This is a genomic window from Nitrospirota bacterium (assembly GCA_016214845.1).
Classification (GTDB): domain Bacteria; phylum Nitrospirota; class Thermodesulfovibrionia; order UBA6902; family UBA6902; genus SURF-23.
Genome location: JACRMS010000008.1, coordinates 37866 through 55421, shown reverse-complemented (window position 1 = coordinate 55421; position 17556 = coordinate 37866). Strand labels below are relative to the sequence as shown.

The 17556-nt window shown below is 41.4% G+C and carries 15 protein-coding genes; 14 read left to right on the top strand and 1 reads right to left on the bottom strand.

All coding sequences use genetic code 11. The annotated features are described in order from the left end of the window. Positions 1 to 140 precede the first annotated feature (140 nt). Genes HZB61_02175 through rfbD form a run of 4 tightly spaced genes read left to right on the top strand, consistent with a single transcriptional unit; the run spans position 141 to position 3493 of the window. The gene (locus HZB61_02175) at positions 141 to 1208 is read left to right on the top strand and encodes a glucose-1-phosphate thymidylyltransferase (protein MBI5055415.1); all 1068 of its coding nucleotides are present in this window, start codon (positions 141 to 143) and stop codon (positions 1206 to 1208) included. Further along, positions 1198 to 1650: a dTDP-4-dehydrorhamnose 3,5-epimerase family protein gene (locus HZB61_02170; GenBank protein MBI5055414.1), complete on the top strand. Its 453-nt coding sequence runs from the start codon at positions 1198 to 1200 to the stop codon at positions 1648 to 1650. Before HZB61_02175 ends, HZB61_02170 begins: the two co-directional genes overlap by 11 nt. Beyond that, positions 1647 to 2672, top strand: a complete 1026-nt coding sequence (gene rfbB / locus HZB61_02165) for a dTDP-glucose 4,6-dehydratase (GenBank protein MBI5055413.1) — start codon at positions 1647 to 1649, stop codon at positions 2670 to 2672. Before HZB61_02170 ends, rfbB begins: the two co-directional genes overlap by 4 nt. Then, positions 2669 to 3493 carry a dTDP-4-dehydrorhamnose reductase gene (gene rfbD / locus HZB61_02160; GenBank protein ID MBI5055412.1) on the top strand — a complete coding sequence of 275 codons (825 nt, stop codon included), beginning with the start codon at positions 2669 to 2671 and terminating at the stop codon, positions 3491 to 3493. The genes rfbB and rfbD overlap by 4 nt, the downstream gene beginning before the upstream one ends. A 47-nt stretch (positions 3494 to 3540) precedes the next feature. Here rfbD and HZB61_02155 read toward each other — a convergent pair whose 3' ends face one another. Then, positions 3541 to 4170, bottom strand: coding sequence for a hypothetical protein (locus HZB61_02155; GenBank protein ID MBI5055411.1), 630 nt, complete (start codon positions 4168 to 4170; stop codon positions 3541 to 3543). A gap of 615 nt (positions 4171 to 4785) precedes the next feature. Here HZB61_02155 and HZB61_02150 point away from each other — a divergent pair. The 10 genes from HZB61_02150 to HZB61_02105 all read left to right on the top strand — a co-directional run bounded on the left by HZB61_02150 (position 4786) and on the right by HZB61_02105 (position 17480). Beyond that, the gene (locus HZB61_02150; GenBank protein MBI5055410.1) at positions 4786 to 5550 is read left to right on the top strand and encodes a GNAT family N-acetyltransferase; all 765 of its coding nucleotides are present in this window, start codon (positions 4786 to 4788) and stop codon (positions 5548 to 5550) included. Between the two features lie 76 nt (positions 5551 to 5626). Then, positions 5627 to 6661, top strand: a complete 1035-nt coding sequence (locus HZB61_02145; protein MBI5055409.1) for a hypothetical protein — start codon at positions 5627 to 5629, stop codon at positions 6659 to 6661. An 18-nt stretch (positions 6662 to 6679) separates the two neighbouring features. Next, complete coding sequence (locus tag HZB61_02140; protein MBI5055408.1) at positions 6680 to 8071, top strand: sigma-54-dependent Fis family transcriptional regulator; 1392 nt, start codon at positions 6680 to 6682, stop codon at positions 8069 to 8071. Positions 8072 to 8423: 352 nt separating this feature from the next. Beyond that, entirely contained in the window at positions 8424 to 8804 is a 381-nt protein-coding gene (locus tag HZB61_02135) for a hypothetical protein (GenBank protein ID MBI5055407.1), read from the top strand. Continuing rightward, entirely contained in the window at positions 8797 to 11559 is a 2763-nt protein-coding gene (prsT, locus tag HZB61_02130) for a PEP-CTERM system TPR-repeat protein PrsT (GenBank protein MBI5055406.1), read from the top strand. The genes HZB61_02135 and prsT overlap by 8 nt, the downstream gene beginning before the upstream one ends. Positions 11560 to 11677: 118 nt before the next feature. After that, positions 11678 to 12478: a polysaccharide biosynthesis/export family protein gene (locus tag HZB61_02125; protein ID MBI5055405.1), complete on the top strand. Its 801-nt coding sequence runs from the start codon at positions 11678 to 11680 to the stop codon at positions 12476 to 12478. A gap of 41 nt (positions 12479 to 12519) precedes the next feature. After that, positions 12520 to 14076, top strand: a complete 1557-nt coding sequence (locus HZB61_02120) for a chain length-determining protein (protein MBI5055404.1) — start codon at positions 12520 to 12522, stop codon at positions 14074 to 14076. A gap of 42 nt (positions 14077 to 14118) precedes the next feature. Continuing rightward, a complete protein-coding gene (locus HZB61_02115) occupies positions 14119 to 14925 on the top strand; it encodes a polysaccharide biosynthesis tyrosine autokinase (protein ID MBI5055403.1) in 807 nt (268 codons plus the stop codon). After that, a complete protein-coding gene (locus tag HZB61_02110; GenBank protein ID MBI5055402.1) occupies positions 14922 to 16259 on the top strand; it encodes a TIGR03016 family PEP-CTERM system-associated outer membrane protein in 1338 nt (445 codons plus the stop codon). Before HZB61_02115 ends, HZB61_02110 begins: the two co-directional genes overlap by 4 nt. A 9-nt stretch (positions 16260 to 16268) precedes the next feature. Continuing rightward, positions 16269 to 17480 carry an AAA family ATPase gene (locus HZB61_02105; GenBank protein ID MBI5055401.1) on the top strand — a complete coding sequence of 404 codons (1212 nt, stop codon included), beginning with the start codon at positions 16269 to 16271 and terminating at the stop codon, positions 17478 to 17480. Positions 17481 to 17556 lie beyond the last annotated feature (76 nt).

Genomic DNA, 17556 nt, shown 5'->3' with positions numbered 1-17556 from the left:
CGATAGTATTTAAATAAATTGTGTCGGACAGCTTTACATTTTAAAACGGTTATTTCGTACAGTCATTGAATGTTAGCACTCGATAAAATTGTTAGCATCTAATTTGAAGTTATAGCACATTTTAGTTAATATATAAACCCATGAAAGCAATTATTCTGAGTGGAGGGAGGGGCACAAGATTAAGACCGCTGACTTATTCAGGCGCTAAACAGCTTGTGCCTGTAGCTAATAAACCAATCCTTTTTTACTGCATAGAAAACATAGCCCTGGTAGGGATAAAAGACATCGGGATTATTATTTCACCTGAGACAGGACAAGAGATAAAAGACACGGTAGGTGACGGAAGCCGCTGGGATGTAAGCATACAATATATAACTCAGGATGTGCCTGGCGGACTCGCTCACGCTATTAAAACGGCGAGAGCTTTTCTTGCCGGGTCATCTTTTGTAATGTATCTTGGTGACAACCTTATAGGCAGCGGGATAGATAAGTTCGTTAATGAATTTAATAAGAATAAGCCTGAAGCGCTTATTCTGCTTAAAGAAGTGGACAACCCCAGCCAGTTTGGTGTTGCAGATATTTCAAAAGAAGGGAAGGTCCTGCGCTTAATAGAAAAGCCGGAAACACCTCCGTCAAATTTCGCACTTGTGGGCATATATATTTTCTCTCCGAGGATACACGATGCTATTGAAATAATTAAACCTTCAAAAAGGGGAGAGCTTGAAATAACGGACGCCATTCAGGAGTTGATTAATATGGGTTGCAATGTCGAGAGTTTCGTGCTTGATATGTGGTGGCTGGATACCGGGAAGAAAGACGACATGCTTACGGCAAACGCGACCGTCCTGGATGAATGGCTGAAGGGTAAAATTAACGGCACCGTAGATAACACAAGCAGGCTCCTCGGCAGGGTTGCAATCGGCAAGGGTTCAATAATTAAAGACAGCACGATAAGAGGTCCTGTTGTGATAGGCGAAGATACCGTGATTGAAAGCTCTTTCATCGGCCCTCATACAAGCATAGGGAACAATGTGCGTATTATTAAGTCTTCGGTCGAACATTCAGTAATAATGAATGAAAGCGAGCTGAGAAATATAGAAAGACTGGAAGAAAGCCTTATCGGCCGCAGGGTGAAAATCGTTGAGAACAGGGCAACTTATAAAGCGTTGAGACTGATGTTGGGCGATGATTCGGTAGTTGAGGTATAAGGTGGAAGGTCTTCTAATTAAGGAACTGTCACTTTTTAAAGATAACCGCGGCTGGCTTGGTGAGATAATCAGGGAAGATGAGTCCGAGATCAAGCCGGTGATGTCATATTTATCGATGACAAATCCCGGACTTGTCAGAGGGCCCCATGAGCATAAAGAACAGACAGATGTCTTTTGCTTCATCGGCAGGTTCAGGGTATATTTGTGGGACAACAGAAAAACATCCGCCACTTATCGGGAAAGCAAGACGATAGATACAGATGTTCCCACAGTTGTAATTGTCCCGCCTGGAATAGTACACGCTTATAGGAACACCGGAGACGGTGAAGGCATTGTAATAAATCTTCCTGACAGACTTTATAAAGGATGGGGGAAGAAAGAACCGGTGGATGAAGTAAGATATGAAGAAGATCCTTTATCCCCGTTCAGGATGAACGAATGAAACTGCTCGTCACAGGCGGCGCGGGATTTATAGGATCAAATTATATCAGACATGTTTTGTCTGCCCATCCAGACTATCAGGTAATCAATATTGACAACCTGACCTATGCCGGCAATCTTGAAAACCTGACTGACGTGGAATCCTCTCCCAACTATTTTTTTGTCAAAGGGGACATCTGTGACAGAAAGATTATTGAAAGCCTGACATTTGATGCTGTCGTAAATTTTGCCGCAGAGAGCCATGTCGACAGAAGCATACTTGATGCCTCTCCCTTCCTGCAGACAAATATCATGGGGACCCATAATCTTCTTGAGATAGCGAGGCAGAGGGACTGCATCTTCCTGCACGTCTCGACTGACGAGGTTTACGGTTCTACGGAAAAAGGATTTTTCAATGAAGACTCGCCCCTTCAGCCCAACAGCCCTTATGCCGCAAGCAAGGCTTCTTCCGACATGCTTGTGAGGGCGTATGTTGAAACCTTTAAAATCAGGGCGATGATAACAAGGTGTTCAAATAATTACGGGCCATATCAATTTCCTGAGAAACTTATTCCGCTTGTGATTATTAACGCGCTTAACAGAAAGCCTATACCTGTTTACGGGGACGGCATGAATGTCAGGGACTGGATTTATGTTTCAGACCATTGCAGGGCAGTAGATGCAGTGCTTTACAGCGCCAGATATGGCGAAGTTTTTAACATAGGCTCACGGAATGAAATGCCGAATATAGAAATTATTAAATTGTTGCTCAAGAAACTTGCTGTGCGGCTGGACCAAAATGAAGATGAACTTTTAAGCCTGATAACATTTGTCAAAGACAGACAGGGACATGACAGGAGATACGCGATTGATCCTTCAAAGATCGAGCGGCAGTTAGGCTGGAAGCCTCAGATGAATTTTGAGGATGGGATATCAAAAACAATTGAGTGGTATATTTCAAATAAGCAATGGTGGCAGAGGATCAATTCAAAAGAATACATGCAGTACTATGACGCTCAATACGGTGAGAGGATGAAAAAGTGAAGGTCGCTTTCACCGGCGCAAGCGGGATGCTGGGCTATGATATTAAGAATGTTTTTACAGACGTCGAACTGCTCCCATTTACGCGCATCGAATTGGACATCACCAGTCTCGATAAATCCGTTACGGCGATTCGTGATGCAAAACCCGATTATTTGTTCCATGCAGCGGCTTTCACTGATGTGGATGGAAGCGAACTCGATCCTGAGAAGGCGTATCTTGTAAATGGCATCGGGGCCAGGAACATAACTATAGCGTGTGAAGAGATTAAATGCCCCGTAATTTACATCAGCTCGGATTATGTCTTTGACGGCACAAAAGGGGAGCCTTATAACGAATGGGACAAGCCTAATCCGGTTAACAAGTACGGACTCTCAAAACTTTTAGGCGAACAATTTGTAACATCGCTGACAAACAGATTTTATATTGTAAGGACCTCGTGGCTTTTCGGCAGGAACGGCAGGAATTTTGTCGATACGATAATAAAACTTTTATCGGCAAGGGACGAGATAGATGTGGTCAATGATCAACTCGGCTCTCCTACTTACACATATGACCTTGCGATGAAACTCAGGGAACTTATCGGCCGGGGTTACGGCATATACCATGTAACGAATTCATCACATTGTTCGTGGCATGAATTCGCAGTCGAGATAGCAAATATAAAAGGCATCAACAAGAAGATCAATCCAACTACTTCCGATAAATTTAAAAGACCCGCTAAAAGGCCTTCCTTTTCCGTGCTTGGAAATACCATGCTCAAACTTGAGGGCATAAAAGAATTGAGACACTGGAAAGAGGCGCTGAAGACTTATTTAAGTTGATAACAGCAGGGGCTTTATTATGAAACGCCCCTGCTGCTTTTATTCTATCAAGCGCTGGTTCCCGACCTCTTCTTTTTGAAATAACGCCTGACACCCAAAATTGCCCCCCCGGTCATAAAAAGAATGGAGCTTACCGGCTCCGGCGCAACGTTGACCGAGAAATTATCAAAGGTGACTCTCTTGCTTGCCCCGCTGAATTCAACTCTTGATATATCATAGTCAGGACGCGTTATACTTAGAAGAAAGGCTTCTCCTTGCACCGAACCGCTAATATTGAAGGTGTCAAGCAGATTGCCGTTTGCATCGTAAGCCTTCATCCAGGCAAGAAGGTTATCGGTGCTGAAAGGTTTGGCCCATATTTCAACATTGTTTGCCGGGGCTGAAAAATCCGCCCGGCCTGTAATATAGGTGTCATTTAAATACGTGTACCCGGACCTATTCCCGCCAATAACGTTAGGGTTTGATGCGCTTAAAGAGCTGTTTCTTGCATAGGCGTGCCCATCGCTGTATCCCGCAGCTCCGTAAGTTGAAAATATCACGCCAAAGGCTGAATACTGATTATCAATCATGGTAAGGTTTGAAACATCGTCGAAATTGATTGCAACAACTGCATCTGCATGAATGGCAAATGCGGAAACCAATATTGTTACAGCTAAAAGAGTAAAAAGTTTTTTCATGCTTGTCCCTGCCTTTCTTTGAGTCATAGAATAGTAAATGTTAAAAATTGATGGTAGTGTTAGATTGATGCCGAGCTAATAAAATATGTTTTTCATTTCCATGCCCCCCCTTATTGAATCTGCCAAAACTTTAATAATCTGACAGCGCTACTGTATTGTGCTAAAAGATGTTAGTAAGATTGATAATGGATTAACCGCAAGCCCTTCATATTATGTCCCCCGAATTTTATTGAGTTATTAAACGCTATCGGATAAAAATTTGTCAAGCGACATTATCCCCTCAAAAAGTTTTATTTTTTCAATAAAGCAATTCATGTGCCATGTTAAACAAATTAACTGTCGAAGTAATGAGTTTTATACAAGAACCATTTGATTTTCAACGTAAAAAAATTATTGCATATTAGCTGTACTAAAGTGCAAAGAAAAGCAGTCCGTATTAAATATAATACAGTTGGCACTGTGTCAAGGTGTGCAAATTTTGTACTGTCACATATAATATGTTATCCTTGGAAAGATATTATCCCGGGGGTTGGCGAAGCAAATCAAGATACAATTTATTGAAAGCTTTAAAATTTTGCCTGATGTCTTATCCCAACTTGTTTGAGGAAAATTTTTATGTCATTTGCAGTTAAAATTGTTTCAGCGGAAAAAGAATTAGCGGATATCTACAGGCTGAGGTATAAGGTATACTGCTTGGAATGGGGTTTTGAAAAACCGGAAGACCATTCAAGCGGGACCTTGACAGACAGCTATGATGATAAAGCCATACATTTTGCCGCTAAAGACCCGGCGCAAAAAATCGTCGGTGGGGTAAGGTTGATAATGGATTCAGCGGAAGGCTTCCCGATTGAAAGATACTGTGAACTGGACATCAACAAAGATGAACTTCCAAGGGAGGCGATTGCTGAAATTTCAAGGCTGGTAATACACAGAGATTACAGGAGAAGGGCCGAGGACAAGTTCATATACGGTCCGGATGAGGAAAGAAGGAGCATCGGCAGTTTTACATATCCGACTTATCAATACTCGCCCAATAATAAGTCTTATTCCAGAAGATTTGAGGACAGGCATAAAAGACAACCGGCCCAACGCGCAGGTTCATCAAACAACGAAAGACGCGTCAGGCATGAGCTTATTATCAGTTTGTACAAAGCCATATACCAGGAGAGCAAACGAAGGCATATCAATTATTGGTACGCGATAATGACAAAGGGAATCGTGCTGCTGCTCAATAAGTTCGGATTAAAGTTTGAGGCAATCGGCGACCCGGTCGATTATCACGGCATCAGGACGCCTTATCTGGCAGACATAAATAAGCTGGAGATGGGGATGTCGGAAGAGTATCCTGAGTTACTGGAAGAGTTTAAAAAAGGCATATAGGATTTTTTGCTTGAGAACATTGCAGGATACGCTATAATTTTATCGAAGGATTCAAGCATACAAAACGGATCAGGTTATGAGAGGTAAATGCAATTTCAGCGTCGATAGTGCTTTTACAATAAAGTCATGGAACTCCGATATTGAAAAACTGGGCCGCAAACAGGCTGAAAACATCATTGGAGAAAAAGTAAACGATGTATTCCCGCGATTGCAGGACAAGATAGAGCTTGTTTTTGGCGACGGCAGGAAAAGACACATAAAGGCCAGCAGGCATATCTGCTTGATAGGCTCAAATATTTCATATGATGTCCGGCTATGTCCTGTAAAAGATGGAAACGGGAAGGTCAAAGAAGTTTCAGTTGTGCTTGACAATATTTCGGGCAGATGCCCGCTGAGCAGGCACCTGTCGGATTCCGATGAGCAGATGATCGCGATAGGAAAAATGGCGTCATCCCTTGCACATGGCGTAAGAAATCCGTTAAATGCTATAAAGGGCGCGGTTGTTTACCTGAGTGAAAAATACGGGCATGAAAAGACCCTCCTTGAATTCAGCACCATAATCAACGATGAGATCAACCGGCTTGATAATTTTGTCTCAAATTTTCTCAGCGCCGCAAGAGGCGAATTGAGATTTGCCCCGATAAACCCCAACGATATTCTGAAAACTATTATCGCTATGATCAAGCCCCGCTCTGAAATTCAGAACATTGCAATCTCGCACGACCTCTCAGATCTGCCGCTTGTGTCCGCGGACGCATTTCAGATAGAACAGGCTTTGTTTAATATTATAAATAACGCTATTGAGGCGATGCCCAAAGGCGGTTCAATTGACATAAAGACTTCTTCGGGATGGGAAAAAGACATTGATTATGCCGTAATAGAGATTTCCGATACGGGCAAAGGTATTCCGGGAAGAAAACTTAATAAGCTTGGAGAGCTTTCAAATAAGCCTGAAAGAAATGAGAGGGGGTTCGGTATTTTCCTTTCGCGTGAGATCATAAAAGCCCATAACGGAAAGCTTCTGTGGGAGAGCGTCAGGGGGAAGGGGACCATATTTAAAATATTTCTTCCGGTAAATCCTCTTGAAGCTGTGGTGCGCAAAGAGAAGTGAAAAAATATAGGGATACCTGTGGAAAAAAAACATAACGCAAACATACTCCTGGTTGACGACGAACCGAACGCACTGAGGGTCCTGTCCGCTATTCTCGGGGAGGCTTCATATAATGTCTATCAGGCAGACGGAGTCGATAAAGCTATAGAGATCACCTCCGTTGAAAATATTGACGCAGTCGTTACAGACCTCAAGATGCCGGGCAAGGACGGGTTATATCTTTTTAACCATTTAAAAGCAAACCATCCCGATGTACCGGTGATTTTTTTAACGGCCTTCGGGTCGGTTGATTCCGCTGTGACCGCGATGACAGAGGGCGCTTTTTTCTATTTTATAAAACCGCCTGACTACGTCAAGCTTAAGGCAATACTGTCGAAGGCCGTTGAACAGAAAAGACTCAAAAATGAGATCGCCAATCTCCGCAGCCAGCTTGAATCCACGTACAGATTTTCAAGCATTATCGGCAAAAGCCCGGGCATGGATAATGTGTTCAGGATGGTCGAGAATATTAAAGACTCATCAAGCAATGTGCTTATATTAGGCGAGACAGGGACGGGAAAGGAGCTGCTTGCAAGGGCGATACATTACACCAGTCACAGGCACTACAGGCCTTTCATAGCGGTCAACTGCGCTGCCGTGCCGCGTGAACTTCTTGAGGCGGAGTTTTTCGGCTATGAGAAAGGGGCCTTTACCGGGGCCGTCTCAAAGAGGGTTGGGAAATTTGAAGAGGCAAGCACCGGCACATTGTTCCTTGACGAAATCGGAGAACTGGAGCTTTCGTTACAGGCGAAGATATTGCGGGCCATTCAGGAGAAGGAAATAGAGCGCATCGGCGGAAGCAAAAGGATAAAGATCGACATACGCCTGGTTGCCTCGACAAACCGTGATCTGGCAAAAGAGGTGAAGCTTAAAAAGTTCAGGGCCGACCTTTATTACCGTTTAAATGTGGTGCAGATCAAGCTGCCGCCCTTACGTGACAGGAAAAGCGATATTCCCCTTCTCGTAACGCATTTCATAGACAAATTCGCTCAGCGCGAGAACAAGCATGTTACTTCCGTATCGCCTGAAGTTATGAAAATCTTTCTTAATTATAGCTGGCCCGGAAACCTGAGGGAGCTTGAAAATGCCATAGAGAGGGCTGTTGTGCTGACCAAAAGAGAGACAATAGGCACAAGAGATATTTCGGCTGAGATCAGAAAAGAAGCAAGACATGACGGCGCGCATATAGCTGCATTAAAGCCTCTCAAAGAGCTTCAGATGGAGACAGTTATCAAAGCTGTTAATGCCTTCAACGGAAATAAATCAAAGGCCGCAAAGGCGCTCGGCATAACCAGGAAGGCACTTTACAGCAAGCTGAAACAGGCAGACGGCAAGGTCGTATCTTCAAAGGCAGAGCAGCCCTTCTCATAACTTTTATCTGAAGTCAGAATAACTGCTCAATATTAAATCCTGCTTGTGTATCCACTCAATTTTTGTATCCAAAGGATACAGTTTTGAAATATTTTTTGACCTAATGATTTTTAAGGACTTTTTAAGCTGACCTGGCAATTATTGTTTCTTTTGGATACAATCGTCTGGCTTTCACGTCATAAAAATATCCTCACGCAGAAGATCAATTCAGCTCATTTCTTAGAAAATAAAATAAGATAATCTAAACAGTTACAACGCAGTTTCATTTTAAAAAAATTGAAATGCATGCAGTGGCACTATAATTGCAATCTTAGCAATGCATTTTTAAGTTTCAACTCTAAAACAGGATTAAATGTCTAACGCGAAAAAGATATTGATTTTAGATGAAAACGGCTTCTCAAAAGTATGCTCCGCCATATTGAATGATGAAGGATATCAAACAACACTTGCCATCTCTTCGGAAGAAGCTGCGAAGTTTGTCTCTGCAAACGGCATTTCGTTAATTGTTTCGAGCTATCCATATGCTCTGCCTTTTCTGAAATCTAAGTTGATTAAGGACATCCCTACCATTGTGCTGTCAGATGAGTTGAACAGCGATTTGCTGGAAGTAATGAAGCGCATCAAAAACTCAATCTGCCTGGTAAAGCCGCTCGATTTTGAAAGATTCAAATATATAGTTTGCGGAATTATAAACGGTTACTTGAACATATCAGGGGGAAACATAATTGCGTAAGATAATAGTTTTGACGGTTTTGGTTGCGGCGTTGTTTGCAGGTTGCAGTAAGGATTTGAGCAAGCAGCAATATTATGAAAAAGGCGTCAAGCTTCTTAAAGGCGGAAACTCAAACGGGGCCATAGTAGTCTTAAAAAAGGCAATTGAAAAGGACCAGAATTATTTTGAGGCGAGGTATCAACTTGGACTGGCTTATATAGGGCAGGGTAAATATGAAGCAGCGGAGCGTGAGCTGATGAAGGTGCTGAGATTAAACCCGTCTTTCGACACAGCCCATATAGCCCTCGCAAGAGTCTACACATACTCCTCGAAGACAGAGGACGCTGTTAAGGAGATAAACCTGTACTTGAGCAAGGTCTCGGACAACCCTGAGGCATATGAAGTCGCTGCTGCCGTTTATTCCGCAAAGAAAGACTATGCAAAAGCTGAGGAGCTTCTATTTAAAGCGCTCAAGATTTCCCCTGACAGTGTGTCGTCAAAGGTGGTTCTTGCGGACGTTTATTTTGCGGACAACAAGATTGACCACGCGGAATCTCTATTAAAAGAAGCCCTAAATTCCGACAGCAAGAATAAAAGAGCGCTCTATAGCCTTGCAAGGATAAAGCAGAAACAGGGCAAGACTGATGATGTGATAGACACATATCAGAAATTAGTCGGTATGTATCCTGCGGATGTTAATGCAAAACTGGAGCTTGGATTAACCTACCTGCAGATCAATAAGATTGAAAAAGCTAAAGAGTTAGCCGGGCAGATGGAAAAATTAACTAAAGAAAGCCCTGAGACCTCTTATTTAAAAGGGCTCATATTTTATAACGAGCGTAATATAGACGACGCATTGGTTTCACTGCAGCAAGCCGTAAAGAAGGCCCCAATTCCCGGGGCATATTACTATATGGGTCTTTCTTATGCTGAAAAAGGGAATTTGGAACAAGCGACAAGCGAATTCCAAAAGGTAATTGATATGAGAAAGACCATGATTCAGCCCCGTTTGATGCTTGCGGTAACTCACCTGAAGAGAGGCAGGGCAGAGGATGCGGAAAGAGAGACGAAGAAGGTCTTGGAGATGGATGAGAAAAACGCTTTTGCACATAATATCCTCGGAAGCGCTTATGCGGCCCTGGATAAAGCGGACTTAGCGACAGAGGAATTTGACAGGGCAATTGCGCTTAATCCGGGGCTTGTTGATGCTTATATAAAGAAAGGCGCATTTAATTTATTGTCTGGTGATGCGCAAAAGGCCGAGAAGGAGTTTATCAGTGCAGTTAGGATTGCGCCTGACCTGTTGAACAGCAGGATCATGCTTGCCAAATATTATGTCAAGAACAAGAAGTATCAGGATGCTGTTAATACGCTCAAGGAAGGTTTAAAGGGGAATACAAATGACGCGATACTTTACAACATTATCGGCATTGCATATCACGAGGCAAAAGATGATGGAAATGCAAAGCAGAATTTTGAAAAGGCTATATCTTCTAACCCGAAGTTCCTCCTGCCTTATTTTAATTCCGCGCTTGTGGATATGAACAATGGTGAAAAGAAAAGCGCAATAAAAAAATACAATAAGGTGCTCGACATAGACAAAAACAACGTCACTGCGCTGCTGATGCTGGCAAAGATTATGGAGTCGGACAAGAATGACAAAGAGGCGCTTTCTTATTACAGCAGGGCAAAAGAGAGCGGCAAAGTAGAAGCTTATCTGTCGCTTGCAGGATATTATCAGAGGAAAAGAGACACCAAACAGGCAGCCAAAGAGCTTGAAGAGGCAAGAAGCATTGATCCCAAAAATGTCCAGGCCCGTGAGATGATGGGACGTTTATATATGTCAGAGAAGAATTATAATGAAGCGCTTTCTTTATACAAAGATTTAAAGGACAGCGCTCCCGCTCTCGGCACGGGAAGGACCGCAAGCGTCTATGCTGCAATGGGCGATTATGATAAAGCGATTGCAGAGCTGAAGGGGCTGCTGGCAAAAGAGCCTAACAGGGTAGATATTATGGGAGGAATAACCAATCTCTACTTAAGGAAAAAAGATTTTGCGTCTGCAGAAAAGACTGCGAGAGAAATTATCGCCTTAAATCCGAAGAAAGAATTAAGTTATATGATACTGGCCCTGGTGTATACAGAAAGCCGTCAGTTCAAGAACGCTATAAGTTCTATTAAAAAGGCCCAGGAGATAAAGCCAGACAGCACAGAAATAAAAGTGGCCTTGGGCAGAACATACATGTCTAATAATGATCTTCCAAAGGCGCTTGAGACTTTTAATGAAATCGAAAAAGCAACCCCTCAATACCTGCCTGTATATTTTCTTCAGGCAACCGTCCTTGAACAGATGGGGAATAAAAACAGCGCAGTTGAAAAATACAAAAAACTATTGGAGCTTTCCCCGAACAATGCGCCTGCTTTAAACAATCTTGCATACCTGTATGTGGAAGGCTACGGCCCGGTCGAAAAGGCTGTAGAATTTGCTAAAAAGGCAAAAGAAGTAATGCCCAAGGATGGAAGCATAACAGATACACTTGGGTGGACGCTTTATAATAAGGGCAACTATGATGATGCTATAAAGTATTTCATAGAAGCCACATATTATCTTCCCGCAGATCCCACTGTACGGTATCATTTGGCCCTATCGTATTTGAAAAAGGGGATGGAGGACAAAGCCGAGGAGCAACTTAAAAACTCCATTCGTCTTGGGCGTCAGACTCCTTTTAGTGAACAGGAGAACGCCCAAAAAACCTTAGAGGCGATGAAGAAGTGACAGGGTTGAAGAATTCTAATCTCATAACTAATAAATTTGCTTTTGTCCTTGGGAAAAAAGAGAAGAATAAATTAAAGTTATTCCAATTTTCTCCGAATACAAAGAGACAGGAGGGCGTGTGAAGAAGACTATATTTGCTACAGTATTTTTTTTACTGATATCATTTAATGTTTTTGCGAAGGACTATGTTATCGGAGGTGGAGATTCTCTTCAAATATCCGTATGGGGAAGCCCGGAGCTTAGTCTTGTTACCACTGTAAGACCTGATGGGAAAATAGCGCTTCCTGCATTAGGCGAAATAAAGGCCGCAGGCATGACACCGAAAGAACTGACCGGAGTTCTTGAAAAAGAAATGACCAAAGTGATAAAGACCCCCATTGTCACTGTAATTGTTACTGCCATGACCAATTATCGGATATTTGTCTTTGGAAAAGGCGTTCCTTCAGGGGTAAGAACACTTACCCGGGAAACAACCCTTCTTGAGTTTCTCTCGCAATTGGGTTCCTTAGACAATGCAGATTTGGTAAACGCATATCTGGTCAGGGATAGCAAAAAGATAAAGACAGGGTTTTACCATTTGTTTGAAAAAGGCGATTTTAGCCAGGATATAGTTCTTGAGCCGGATGACATGGTATTTATTCCTGACAATTTCGAAAATCGGATCAATATCGTTGGCGCTGTTGTAAAACCTGGTGCAATACCCTACAGGGAAGGACTGACAATCCTGGATGCTGTCCTGTCTGTTGGCGGATTCACGGAATTTGCAAAAGAAAATGACGTGGAAATTCTAAGAAAGAAAGAGAATGGTGAGCGGGGGAAAATATCTATTAAGGCAAAAGATTTAATGAAGGGTGATTTAAGCCAGAATGCGGCGCTTTTGCCAGGCGATTTTATTGTAGTTAAAGAAAGTTTGTTTTAGATTGAAATTATTTCAAAATATTAACCCGGAGAAGTGAACATATGAATGACACAGTGCAATTTGATGTTAAGCAATACTGGCGACTGGTTGTTAGTCGAAGGTATCTGTTTATAGCTGTCTCAATGCTTTGTCTCTCAATCATAGTTTGGGGAAGCTATTTGCTGCCAGACGTATACGAGGCGCAAAGTACGGTCTTTATAGAGCGAAATATTATTGACAAATTCGTAAAGAACATAACAGTTACCCCTGATATTGAGGACAGGATCAGAGTCATGTCATATACCATGACGAGTAGAAATCTTCTCATGAAGGTCATTGATGAACTTGAGTTTAATGTTAATAAAGAAAATCCTGCAGAGTTGGAAAAACTCGTTAAAGACCTTCAGGAAAAGACAGTAATTAAAATGGTCAACAAAGGGGGTAAAGGAACAGACTGGTTTTCTGTCACCTATAGAAATAAAAACCCAAAGCTCGCAAGAGACTATGTCAATACACTTGTGAGACGGTTTGTTGAGGAGAATACGTCAGCAAAACGGGATGAGTCTTACGAAGCCAACAGGTTCATAGGGGATCAGAGAAAATATTTCAAGGACAAATTGGATGCCATAGAAGAAAAAATTATGAACTTTAGGAGGAGCAAGGATATTTTCGTAGCGGTGGATGAAGCTTCAATTGTTGGGGCTATTAAGAGTGCGCAGGAAAACCTTGAGTCGATCAAAACCCAAAAGGCTGAATCGGAAGCGAAAAAAAGTTTAATCGAAAAGCAACTCAAGGAGGAGAAGCCATATACGGTAGCAATGATGGGAAGGCTTAAGGGAGATTCTGTAAATGATAGACTGCTTATGCTTCAAAATAAATTAAATGAATTGCTCGTTAAATATACGGAAAATTATCCGGAAGTCATTAAGGTCAAGGCAGAGATTGAAACATTAAACAGGCAATTACAAAATAAATCCTCAAATTCGGATACAGAAGGCGTGCAGGGTGGCTCAACAGAGATGACAACTCTGAACCCTCTCCATCAGAAGCTGAAAGAAGAACTTGGGAATATAACTGTTGAACTCGCAGCTCTTTCAGCAAAAGAGAGAAATGTAAATGCGATTATAGAATCAAAAAAGGAATATCTTAGAAATATTCCAGTTGAAAAGAAAAACCTTGCTGATTTTGAAAGAGAGAGAGATTCATATAAAAAGATTGATGAGGAACTTGTTTTAAAGCTTGGTCAGAGTGAAGTCTCAAAGCAGATGGAGATTCAGGACAAGACAGAAAATTTTCGGATAGTCGACCCGGCCATCCTTCCAACAAAGCCCGAAAGCCCTAACAGGGTGTTGATGATACTCTTTGGAATTGTTGCAGGAATTGCCAGCGGCTTTGGCGTTGTTTTGTTGCTTGATAATATCGATCATTCAATAAAGACTGTTGATGAATTGAAAACATTATTAAAAGCGCCGGTGCTTGCTGTAATCCCCAGGATTATTACTGACGAGGAAATAAATAAAGAGAAGATAATAGATCGAAAAGTTTACGCAGTGTCTGTTGCGTATCTTTCAGTTATCGGTATTCTCTTTATTAAAGAGGTAGTAAAGAGATTTTTATAAAGGTGCCGGAACTGAGATTCCGGGAAGCCGAGAGGAAAACACATGAGCAAAATTGAAGAAGCATTGGAAAAAGCGAGCAGGATCAGAGAATCATCGGGTAACAAGAGAAACACGCATCAAGAAAATATCCATAATTTTACGCAAATAAAAGTTGGTAATCAGCATCTTATAGCAATTACTCAACCTGATTCTCCAATTACTGAAGAATATAGAAGGCTTAAGTCAATCTTGATCAGAGAGACAAAAGCAAATTTTCTCAATACCATTATGATCACCAGCTCTGTCGAAACTGAAGGGAAAACACTTACCGCGATTAATCTTGCAATTACGCTTGCACAAGAGATTGACCATTCTATTCTTCTTATTGATGCAGACATGCGGAAACCCATGGTGCATCATTATCTTGGAATAAAATGCGACAATGGGCTTTCCGATTACCTTACCCGTGATATGGATGTTTCTGAAATAATGGTTAAAACAGGCATCAGTAATCTGATATTGATCCCGGCGGGTCATCCTGTTGAAAATCCTGTTGAACTTCTTTCTTCTGGAAAGATGAAAGCGCTTATGAGAGAGATTAAACATCGATATATGGACAGATATGTCATTATTGACACTCCGCCCATTCTGCCTTTTGCTGACGCGATTTCGATAGGGTCGACTGTTGATGGAGTAATTTTTGTTGTCAAAGAGGGCCGTGTAGACAAAAGATCAATTGAAAACGCAATGAATCTGATTAAGGATTTAAAAGTATTAGGCGTTGTATTTAATAATGCAAGTATGGAAACCCTTGATGGACAGTATTCACGTTACTATTATTACAATCATAGAAAGCAGGAGAAGAAATGAAGAAGGCAGCATGTTTTTATATGGCTATAGCATTGTTAGCAGTATATGAATCGTCGTCATTTGCAGGTGTTTCTATAGCGCCAAGTGTAAAACTTAAGGAAGTGTATAATGATAATTTATTCCTGTCAAAATCCGGCAAGGAAGAGGATTTTATTACTGATATCTCTCCTGGTATTATGCTTACATACAACCCTAATAGAGCAGTTGACATTAGTCTTGATTACAGTTTGTCTCTTAGATTTTACAGAAATCATAGCGAGTTAAATGATACAAGTATCAGGGATACTCAACATGTTGATCTTAAAAGTTTAGTTCAACCCTTTGATCATTTTTTTATCAATCTTACTGATTTCTACGATAGGGTTCCTATTGATGTAAGGAGGAGCTTCGTCACAGAAAATGCTTTCAGGAATATGACTGACAGCAATATTTTTACTATCTCACCATATATTGATTATCCTTTGTCCCCTTCCTTGTTGTCACGTATTGGATATCGCTATTCCAATATATGGTATAAAGCTGAAGAAGGCGATAATTCAAATAGTCACTCTGCTTTTATTGCAATAACAAAGATATTTCCTTCTAAAACTTTTGTAACGCTGAATTACGATTATCTTGCATATCGTCCTCAAGTAGCTGATGATTATGACAGGCACCAGGGTTCGATCGCAATCAAGCAGCAGATAACCCACGATTTTCATATCTGGGGCGAGGTTGGAAAAGCCTTCCTGGATTTTTCCCGCGCATCCACTGAAAAGGCCAGCTTCTGGGACATAGGGGCCGATTATTATTTCAATGTGCTGGGCGGCGCTTACTTGGGGGGCTCATATACCAATTCGCTCTCGGAAGCAAATGCTACCACCGCAGATCCGAATTTAAAACAGATTGATTTTGAAACGTTGCAATTCTCTCAGATACCACTTTACACAACTCCCAATAAAGATTCCATAACAAAGAGTGTAACGAAAAGAAACCAGTTTGATTTATTTATTAAGGCCGGGAAAAAACTCAAGGTTGTAATTCATCCCTACTATTCAGTTGATAAAGAACTCCATTCAGATAATGAAGATAAAATAACGGGAGCTACTGTGGATATTGACGGTAAAATAGTTAACAAGATATCCTGGACATTAAGTGGCTTATGGGAGAAACAGAAGTTTTTGCCTGACGATGAAAGGGTTCGCTTATATAGCGCAGGGTATAGTCTGAATTATAGCTTGAGTCAGAAAGTCACTGCAAGTATTGGGTACGGATACAATTATAGAAATTCAAATATAGAAACCAATGGTTTTAATAACAATATAGTCTGGCTTGAGGCGAAAGTAGTTTTTTAGGTTTTTAAAATGTATGAAAAACATTTTTCACTTAAATTTAAACCCTTTGAATTAGTCCCTAACCCGGATTTTCTTTTTCCGAGTTCCACTCATAAGAAAGCGATTACTTACCTCGATTATGGAATCAAGGAAAAGATCGGTTTTATTCTTTTGACCGGAGAAATTGGATCCGGGAAGACCACAATTATCCGCAACCTGATAAAAAATCTTGACGGTTCTGCAAAGTTGTCGAGAATACATAATACAAAGGTTTCATCAGAGCAGCTTATATCAATGGTTAACGAAGATTTCGGGCTTGATATTGAAGGGAAAAGCAAAACCAGATTATTGAGCGAACTGAACGGATTTCTCATTGAGCAATACACAAAAAAAACACAGCCGATATTGTTGATTGATGAGGCCCAGAATCTTTCGCCGGACCTTCTTGAGGAGGTAAGATTACTGTCTAATCTCGAGACTGATAAATCAAAACTGCTTCAGATAATACTTGTGGGACAACCTGAACTGAAGAGGACCCTGATGCTGCCGGAACTGCTGCAGTTACGCCAGCGCATTAACATCAGTTATCATATCTCCCCGCTGACGATCGAGGAGACGTCAGGATATATCAAACATCGCCTGGCTATAGCCGGGAACCCTGCTGCCATAAGATGCGATGAAGATATTATCAGACTGATCCATCAATTTAGCAGAGGTGTTCCGAGGCTGATTAATATCTTGTGTGATTTTGCGCTGCTCAGCGCTTTTGTTGAAGGAAAGACAGAAGTAACTTCTGACATTATCAGGGATGTTACAAAAGACCTCGAGTCGAGTGATTATTGGAACGAGTCCCGGGTCCCCGTTGTTTTTACTGGGTCAGAAAAACAAGTGGATTCTGATTTATCAAAGATTACGGGAGATATTGCTTTAAGGCTAATTAAACTTGAGGAAACAGTTAAAAATAATCTTTCCGAGATAGTATCCCTGACGAATAAAATGGTTCAGGTCGAGAAAGATATTCTCAAACTTATAAGTGTTACTGAAAGCGCTATGGCAGGGCTTCTTGAAAGAGTGGCCAGACTTGAGCGGATGCCGGTTGTTCTGAATGTTGAAAAAAAAGATGATAAACAGGAAGATGATAACGAAAATTACTCCAGAAAAGAATTCCATCGTTTCGGCATCCAGGTTGAATCATTAAAAGACGCGATTCACTTTTTGAATAAAAAAATAAAGAGCCAATAATACTTTCAATGTCATTGCAGCTAATGCTGTTTGATTTATAAAAGTATTGGCGCATATCCGGCAGTACGCCGGGTTC

Bases quoted from the DNA above. Each gene is read 5' to 3' on its own strand.
- HZB61_02135 (MBI5055407.1), top strand. From the start codon at position 8,424: ATGTCTAACGCGAAAAAGATATTGATTTTAGATGAAAACGGCTTCTCA.
- HZB61_02175 (MBI5055415.1), top strand. From the start codon at position 141: ATGAAAGCAATTATTCTGAGTGGAGGGAGGGGCACAAGATTAAGACCG.
- HZB61_02120 (MBI5055404.1), top strand. From the start codon at position 12,520: ATGAATGACACAGTGCAATTTGATGTTAAGCAATACTGGCGACTGGTT.
- HZB61_02150 (MBI5055410.1), top strand. From the start codon at position 4,786: ATGTCATTTGCAGTTAAAATTGTTTCAGCGGAAAAAGAATTAGCGGAT.
- HZB61_02155 (MBI5055411.1), bottom strand. From the start codon at position 4,170: ATGAAAAAACTTTTTACTCTTTTAGCTGTAACAATATTGGTTTCCGCA.
- HZB61_02110 (MBI5055402.1), top strand. From the start codon at position 14,922: ATGAAGAAGGCAGCATGTTTTTATATGGCTATAGCATTGTTAGCAGTA.
- HZB61_02145 (MBI5055409.1), top strand. From the start codon at position 5,627: ATGAGAGGTAAATGCAATTTCAGCGTCGATAGTGCTTTTACAATAAAG.
- HZB61_02115 (MBI5055403.1), top strand. From the start codon at position 14,119: ATGAGCAAAATTGAAGAAGCATTGGAAAAAGCGAGCAGGATCAGAGAA.
- HZB61_02105 (MBI5055401.1), top strand. From the start codon at position 16,269: ATGTATGAAAAACATTTTTCACTTAAATTTAAACCCTTTGAATTAGTC.
- rfbB (MBI5055413.1), top strand. From the start codon at position 1,647: ATGAAACTGCTCGTCACAGGCGGCGCGGGATTTATAGGATCAAATTAT.